At 61.8% G+C, this 7,909-nt stretch carries 6 protein-coding genes and 1 pseudogene; 6 read left to right on the forward strand and 1 reads right to left on the reverse strand.

Features of this window, described 5'->3' with window-relative positions:
* The 6 genes and pseudogenes from AC1DVH_RS25165 to AC1DVH_RS25190 form a co-directional block, all read left to right on the forward strand.
* The coding region (locus AC1DVH_RS25165) for an ABC transporter permease (RefSeq protein ID WP_477756093.1) at window positions 1-365 on the forward strand (365 nt) is incomplete at its 5' end.
* 52 nt (window positions 366-417) lie between these two features.
* Complete coding sequence (locus AC1DVH_RS25170) at window positions 418-1,338, forward strand: LysR family transcriptional regulator (protein ID WP_477756094.1); 921 nt, start codon at window positions 418-420, stop codon at window positions 1,336-1,338.
* Between the two features lie 232 nt (window positions 1,339-1,570).
* On the forward strand, window positions 1,571-3,103 hold the full coding sequence (locus AC1DVH_RS25175; protein WP_477756095.1) for an MFS transporter: 1,533 nt from the start codon (window positions 1,571-1,573) through the stop codon (window positions 3,101-3,103).
* A gap of 26 nt (window positions 3,104-3,129) precedes the next feature.
* Entirely contained in the window at window positions 3,130-4,194 is a 1,065-nt protein-coding gene (locus tag AC1DVH_RS25180; RefSeq protein WP_477756096.1) for an HlyD family secretion protein, read from the forward strand.
* Window positions 4,191-5,663, forward strand: a pseudogene (locus AC1DVH_RS25185) (efflux transporter outer membrane subunit); the annotation flags it as partial. The gene AC1DVH_RS25180 and the pseudogene AC1DVH_RS25185, both read left to right, overlap by 4 nt.
* Before the next feature lie 7 nt (window positions 5,664-5,670).
* A complete protein-coding gene (locus AC1DVH_RS25190) occupies window positions 5,671-7,254 on the forward strand; it encodes a glycosyltransferase family 39 protein (RefSeq protein WP_477756097.1) in 1,584 nt (527 codons plus the stop codon).
* Window positions 7,255-7,272: 18 nt separating this feature from the next.
* On the opposite strand, the gene AC1DVH_RS25195 is transcribed toward AC1DVH_RS25190, so the two are convergent.
* Window positions 7,273-7,909: slipin family protein (locus tag AC1DVH_RS25195; protein ID WP_477756098.1), on the reverse strand; the 637-nt coding region annotated here is incomplete at its 5' end.

Here is a 7,909-nt window from a genome sequence, read left to right on the forward strand (position 1 = left end):
ACACTTACGCTGGCTTCCTCGGCGTCTCGGAAACCCTGCGCATGGCCGGGCGCAACTACGGCCTCAAGGGCATTCGCTTTGTGCTGTTCATTCTGATTCCGGCGGCGCTGCCGTCAATTCTCGCCGGGCTGAAAATCGGCTGGGCGTTTGCCTGGCGTACGTTGATTGCTGCTGAGTTGGTGTTTGGGGCTACCAGTGGCAAAGGTGGGTTGGGGTGGTACATCTTTCAGAATCGCAATGAGCTGTATACCGACAAGGTGTTTGCCGGGTTGGCGGTAGTGATTCTGATTGGGTTGCTGGTGGAAAATCTGGTGTTTGATTCGTTGGAGCGGGTGACGGTGAAACGGTGGGGGATGGTTCGGTGATGTTTGCTAGCATTGCGTCTGAATCAACCCTGATCAGACACGAGTGCTCGCAATGCAATTGCCAGACATGAACCTGTTGGTCGCCCTCGATGCCTTGCTCGACGAGGGCAGTGTGGTGGGCGCGGCGCGGCGGATGAACCTGAGCCCGGCGGCCATGAGCCGGACGTTGACACGCATCCGCGAAGCCCTTGGCGATCCGATTCTGGTGCGCGCCGGCCGGGGCCTGGTGCCGACCCCCAAGGCGCTGGCGTTGCGTGAGCAGGTGCGCAGTGTGGTGGAGCAGGCCGGGTTGCTGTTTCGTTCGGCCGATACGGTGGAACTGAGCTCGCTGCGGCGGCGGTTCAGTATTCGCGCCAACGATTTTTTTGTCGGCGTCTACGGCGGCAAGCTGTTCGACACCCTTGACCGGCAGGCACCGCACTGCGAATTACGTTTCGTCCCGGAAGGCGATGGCGATGATGAGGCGTTGCGCGAAGGGCGGATCGATCTGAGCGTCAGCAACACCCGGCCGCTGACCCCGGAAGTGAAGATTCAGAACCTGTTTTCCACCCACTTCGTTGGTCTGGTGCGCGAGGATCATCCGCTGTTGGAAGAAGAGATCACGGCAGAGCGCTATGCGGGTTATTCCCATATCAGCATGTCCCGGCGTGGCATTGCCCGGGGGCCGATCGATACCGCGCTCAATGCCCTGGGGCTGGAACGACGGGTGGCGGTGATCGCGCCAAGCTTTCATGCGGCGATGTTTGCCTTGCCCGATTCCGACCTGATTCTGCCGGTGCCCAAAGAGGCGCTGCTGAGCGTGCGACGGCTCGGGCTGAAGCTGCGCTCGTTCGACCTGCCGATCCCTTTGCCGACCCTGATGCTGACCCAAGCCTGGCATCCGCGTTTCGACAAGGACCCGGCACATCGCTGGTTGCGTGAAACGCTGAAATCCTGCTGCGATGAAACGTGGTTGGCCGCGCAACCGGACTGAGGTGAACGCAAAACCCTGTGGGAGCGAGCTTGGTCCGGGCGGCGTTCCGACGATAGCGGCAGGTCAGCCAATAAAGATGTTGAGGCTGCCGGCCTCATCGCGAGCAAGCTCGCTCCCACAGGGTTTTGTATCGTTGCGTATAACGCACTTATAACCTGTCAATAAGTTGATTTTCGTCAGGCATCACGCTTCCTAGAATGCTTCGGTCTTTCCACGACGGAGCTTGCAGTACATGACTTCCCTTACGGTCACGGCACCTGTTGCTGCGGCCAGCCCGGCAGCCGCTCCACCCGTCTTCGGCCCGCGGATCATCATCGGCCTGGTGGGCGTGCTGCTGGCGGTGCTGGTGTCGGGCCTGAACGAGATGGTGACCAAAGTCGCCCTGGCTGACATCCGTGGTGCGTTGGCCATCGGCTACGACGAAGGCACCTGGCTGGTCGCCTGTTACACCGCGACTTCGGTGGCGGCCATGGCGTTCGCACCGTGGTGTGCGGTGACGTTCTCGTTGCGGCGTTTCACCCTGTGCGCCATCAGCCTGTTCACCCTGCTGGGTGTGTTGTGTCCCTTCGCCCCGAATTACGAAAGCCTGTTGTTGCTGCGCACCTTGCAAGGCCTGGCGGGCGGCGCATTGCCGCCGATGCTGATGACCGTGGCCCTGCGGTTTTTGCCGGCCAATGTGAAGTTGTATGGCCTGGCCGGTTATGCCCTGACGGCGACGTTCGGCCCGGGCCTGGGCACGCCATTGGCCGGGTTGTGGACCGAGTATGTCGGCTGGCAATGGACCTTCTGGCAAATCATCGCGCCGTGCCTGATTGCCATGGCCGCGGTGGCGTATGGCTTGCCCCGGGACCCGCTGCGTCTGGAACGCTTCAAGTCCTTCAACTGGCGCGGTGTGCTGCTGGGTTTTCCCGCCATTTGCATGCTGGTGATCGGCATTCTGCAGGGCAATCGCCTGGACTGGTTCGAGTCGAACCTGATCTGCGGATTGCTCGGTGGCGGGCTGTTGCTGCTGGTGCTGTTTTTGAGCGGCGAGTGGTCGCAGCCGATGCCGTTTTTCAAGATGCAGATGCTCGGCATCCGTAACCTGTCTTTCGCCCTGCTGACTCTGGCGGGCGTGCTGGTGGTGTTGCAGGCGGTGATCATTATTCCGTCCAGCTACCTGGCGCAGGTCCAGGGTTATCGTCCGGTGCAGACCGCGCCGATCATGCTGCTCGCGGCGCTGCCGCAATTGATTGCGCTGCCGTTGGTGGCGGCGCTGTGCAACTTTCGCTGGGTTGATTGCCGCTGGGTGTTGGGCATCGGCCTGAGCATGCTGGTGCTGTCGTGCGTCGGCGGCTCGCAACTGACGTCCGCGTGGATTCGCGACGATTTCTATGTGCTGCAATGGCTGCAGATTTTTGGTCAGCCCATGGCGGTGTTGCCGCTGCTGATGCTGTCCACCGGCAGCATCAACCCGATGGAGGGGCCGTTCGCATCGGCCTGGTTCAACACCGTCAAAGGCCTGTCGGCGGTCATCGCCACCGGGGTGATCGAAGCACTGACCACGGCACGACTGCATTTTCACTCGACCATGCTGGTCGACCGCCTCGGCAACTCGCCGCTGGCCGAGCACGACAGCGCAAGCCTCGCTCATCGTCTGCATGAGCAAGCGGTGGTGCTCACTTCCTCTGATCTTTACCTGTGCATGGCCGGTATCGCCGTGACCTTGATCCTGCTGATTTTCTGGCTGCCAACGCGGATCTATCCGCCGCGCGCACCGACCTGAATGCTCCACTGATACAGAAGGTTTTTATGAACACTCAAGCAAAGCAGAAAGTCGCGGTTGCCGTGGCCGCCGCAGTGGCCGTCGGCGTATTGCTGTACCTGGCGATGCCCGGCCTGTTCGGCAAGCGCACCCAACAGAACACCAACGATGCTTATGTCTCGGCGGATTTCACCCTGGTCGTGCCGCGGGTCGCCGGGTTTATCAAGCAAGTGCTGGTCGAGGACAACCAGCAGGTCAAGGCCGGGCAGTTGCTGGCACTTATCGATGACCGGGATTTGCGCGCAGCCGCCCAGGCCGCCGATGCCGAAACGCTGGTGGCCAGGGCGCAACTGCAAAACGCCCGGGCGACCCTCGAGCGCCAGGCGTCGGTGATTGCCCAGGCGCAATCCTCGGTGGTCTCGGCCAAGGCGGAAATGGCGTTTGCCGAACATGAGTTGAACCGTTACAACCACCTCGCCGGAGTGGGCGCCGGCACAGTGCAAAATGCGCAGCAGGCGCAAACGCGCATCGACCAGGCCTCCGCGCGGCTGGCCAACGCCACTGCAGTACTGGCGGCGGAACGCAAGCAGGTGGAGATCCTCACGGCCCAGCGCGATGCCGCCGAAGGCGGTCTGAAACGGGCGCAAGCGAAGCTGGAAATGGCCAGCTATGAGTTGTCCTATACGAGGATCGTTGCGCCACAGGACGGTATGGTCGGCGAACGCGCGGTGCGGGTCGGCGCCTACGTCACGCCGGGCAGCAAAATCCTCGCAGTGGTGCCGCTAGCTCAGGCTTACGTGATGGCCAATTTCCAGGAAACCCAACTGACAGATGTGCAGCCGGGGCAGGCTGTGCAAGTGCGCGTTGACAGTCTGGGCGGTGCGGCACTCAACGGTCGTGTCGAAAGCATTGCGCCGGCTACCGGGGTGACGTTCGCCGCGGTCAAACCGGACAACGCCACCGGCAACTTCACCAAAGTGGTGCAGCGGATTCCGGTGAAGATCGTGCTTGAGCCGGGGCAGTCGCTGGCCGAGCGCTTGCGGGTGGGGATGTCGGTGGAGGCGAGCATCGATACCGCAAGTGATGTATTGCGTGAGGTGACTCAGCGATGAAAACCAGTGTTGACGGCGCGGACGCCATCGCGAGCAAGCTCGCTCCCACAAGGGTTATGTGCGATGTACAAGATTTTCGCATCACAGAAAGTCCATTGTGGGAGCGAGCTTGCTCGCGAAGGGGCCAACTGTCGCAACTTACCTTGAGTGCCTTGCTCGTCATGAGTTTCAGTGGCTGCACCGTCGGCCCCGATTTCCAAAAGCCCGAAACCACACAAATCACCGATTGGGCAAAACCGGCCAAATCCGCCGCCAGCCAGGCCGTCGCCGAAACAATGGCCGAGCGCTGGTGGGAGGTGTTCCACGACCCGAAACTCTCGGCCCTGAGCCAGCGCGCCCTGACCGACAACCTCGACCTGAAACTGGCCGGTAGCCGCTTGCAGCAAAGTCGTGCTGTGCATCAGGTCATCACCGCCGAGCGCTACCCCAACACGGCCGCCAGCGGCCGTTACGGACGCAACCGTAACAGTGGTGAAGGCCTGAACGACCCATCAGGACACAACGGCAAATCCGCCTTCAACCTGTGGGATGCCGGCTTTTCCGCTTCCTGGGAGCTGGATTTATGGGGCCGCGTGCGGCGGGAAACCGAAGCCGCCGACGCCAACCTGGAAGTCGCCGAGAACGACCGGCGCGGTGTGCTGCTGTCGGTGCTGGCCGAAACCGCCCAGGACTACATTCAACTGCGCGGTGTGCAGAACACCCGGCTCGTCACCGAACAGAATCTCGACGTTGCCCGCCATAGCCTGAAGCTCTCGCAGTTGCGCCTGGCCGACGGCGTCGCGACGGACCTGGATGTCGCCGAAGCCGCCGCACAAGTGGCGGCCATCGAATCGCGCCTGCCCGCACTGGAGCAGCGCCAGTGGCAACTGATCAACGCCTTGAGTTTGTTGATGGGCGAACCGCCCCAGGCATTGGCGGCGGAGTTATCCACAGACGCACCGGTGCCACAAACGCCGCGCCAGGTCGCCATCGGCTTGCCCTCGCAACTGGCTGCACGTCGGCCGGACATTCGCCAGGCCGAAGCACGGCTGTATGCCGCCACGGCCAGCATTGGCGTGGCCAAGGGCGATTTCTATCCGCGAATCACCCTGTCGGGGAACATCGGTTCCCAGGCCATGCAACTGAGCGATTTCGGCTCCTGGGGTTCGCGTTCGTTCGGCATCGGCCCGCAATTCACTTTGCCCTTGTTCGACGGCGGCCGCTTGCGTGGCGTGCTCGAGTTGCGTGAAGCACAGCAGCAGGAAGCCGCTATCGCCTATCAGCAAACCGTGTTGCGCGCCTGGCATGAAATCGATGACCAATTGACCGCCTACAACGCCAGCCAGTTGCGCCGCGACAGCCTGGCCGAAGCCGTGCGCCAGAACCGCATTGCGCTGGACACCGCGCAACAGCAGTACGTTGAGGGCGTGGTGGATTTCGTCACCGTACTCACCGTGCAAGGGGCGTTGCTGGCGACGCAGGAGCAGTGGGGAGGCAATGGAGGCGCGCAGAGAAACGCCGATGGGCGACACTCAGGGACCGCACGCCAATCCTGGTTTCGCCAGGGGCGCGCAACCGTTGATCCGCTGGGCGCGAGAGCATTGGCTGGTGCCGATTCTGGTATTGGCCGCGCTGGTGCGCTTTTACGATCTGACCGCTGCCGCGATTTGGGGCGACGAGGGTTCCAGCCTGCTGCTGGCCCGTTACTCATTACCTGATATCTGGGTGCACGCCGCCTACGACGTGCACCCGCCGCTGTATTTCATACTGCTGCACGGCTGGATCGCGATGTTTGGCGACGGCATATTGTCGATCCGCTGCCTCAGTGTCCTGCCGGGGATTGCCTCGGTCGGGCTCGGTGTGTGGCTGGTCGATCGGCTCKCCACCCGCCGTGCCGCGATCTTCGCCGGCCTCCTGCTGGCCCTGCTGCCCACGGCGGTGCGCTACAGCCAGGAAGTGCGAATGTATTCGCTGCTGGGACTGTGGTTGCTGGGGGCAACCATTGCGCTGGTGTACTGGATCCGCAAGCCACAGCGTCGGCGCTATCTGGTGATCTATGTCGTGCTGATGAGCGCGGCGTTTTACACCCATTACTTCACGGCCCTGTGCGTGCTCTGCCATTGGTTGTACCTGGGGATCATCCGCGTGCAGCCGGGGCATCGTCTGCGGCACATCCAGCGGGGTGACTGGTGGCTGGCCAATGTGGCTATCGTGGCGCTGTATCTGCCGTGGCTGCCGGGGTTTGTCGACCTGCTACGGCACCTGGACCAACTGAAGGCCAATGGCGATGTTGGCTGGGAACTGCCCGTCAGCCTGGATTCCTTACCGTCGATGGTCTGGTCGTTGCTGACCCAGGACGACGGAGAAACCCTGCCTCCCCTGGTGTTTATTGCCTTGCCGGTGACCTTGCCGGTGTTGGCGTGGGTGGCGCTGGCACGTGATCGCAGTGTGTTCCGTGGCAGCGCGTTGCTCGCGATCTACACCTTTGTCCCGATGCTGCTGGTGTTTGCGGTGTCGTTTTTTTCGCCGATATTCATCGAGCGCTACCTCACCGCGTATGCCCTTGGCCTGCCGCTGTTGGCAGCATTGGCAATCGACCGCTTGTACTCCGGTTCCCGGGTGCTGGCCCTGACGGTGCTGGTCCTGTTTGTCGGTGTTGAACTGGTGGGCCTGAAAAACAACGCGACGGTGGACGTCCATGATCAGGTCAACGTCCTGGTGGAAGACGTCAATCTGCATTTTCAGCCGGGGGACCGGATCGTTACCAGTGACATGCTCTGGTACTTGAGTTACGTCTACTACAACCGCACCAGTACCCAGCCCCTGCTCTACACCCCGCCACGGGCCGATGGCACTTCGAGCCGGCCGAACGACTATGGTTTCGGTACCTTGACGATGCCAGACGTGTATCTGGACCACTTGAGCGACCTGCCAAAGGGCACGGGACGAACCTGGCTGATCAGTACCGCCGACGTACCTGACGAGTTCGCACCGTTGCCGGCGCAATGGCAGATCGCTCGTCAGATGAAGGCTGGTGGTGTTGCCGCGAGGTTGTACCTGTCCGGCAATACCGGACAATGAGTGGCGTCATCGCAACCTTCAAGGTTTCGACGACAAGTCCGCCATGCCCTTGAGCAACTCGATTGGCAGCGGAAAGACGATGGTCGAACTCTTGTCGCCGGCAATCGAACTCAGGGTCTGCATGTAGCGCAGCTGCATGGCCCCCGGTTGGCGGCCAAGCATTTCGGCGGCCTGCATGAGTTTTTCCGAGGCCTGCAATTCGCCTTCGGCGTGGATCACCTTGGCTCGCCGTTCCCGTTCGGCCTCGGCCTGCTTGGCAATGGCGCGGATCATCGATTCGTTGAGGTCCACATGTTTGATCTCGACGTTGGCAACCTTGATGCCCCAGGCGTCGGTCTGGGCGTCGAGCACTTGCTGGATGTCCAGGTTCAACCGTTCGCGTTCGGCCAGCAGTTCGTCCAGTTCGTGTTTACCCAGCACCGCCCGCAACGTGGTTTGCGCCAATTGGCTGGTGGCCATTAGAAAGTCTTCGACCTGGATGATGGCCTTTTGCGGATCGAGCACACGGAAATACAGCACCGCGTTGACCTTGACCGACACGTTGTCGCGGGTGATCACGTCTTGCGGCGGAACGTCCAGCACCACGGTGCGCAAATCGACCCTGACCATTTGCTGGACCACCGGAATCAGCAGGATCAGGCCGGGTCCCTTGACC

This window comes from Pseudomonas sp. P4_C3 (genome assembly GCF_056402075.1).

Coding starts and splice junctions, on each gene's coding strand:
- AC1DVH_RS25170 (WP_477756094.1), top strand. CDS start 418: ATGCAATTGCCAGACATGAACCTGTTGGTCGCCCTCGATGCCTTGCTC.
- AC1DVH_RS25180 (WP_477756096.1), top strand. CDS start 3,130: ATGAACACTCAAGCAAAGCAGAAAGTCGCGGTTGCCGTGGCCGCCGCA.
- AC1DVH_RS25175 (WP_477756095.1), top strand. CDS start 1,571: ATGACTTCCCTTACGGTCACGGCACCTGTTGCTGCGGCCAGCCCGGCA.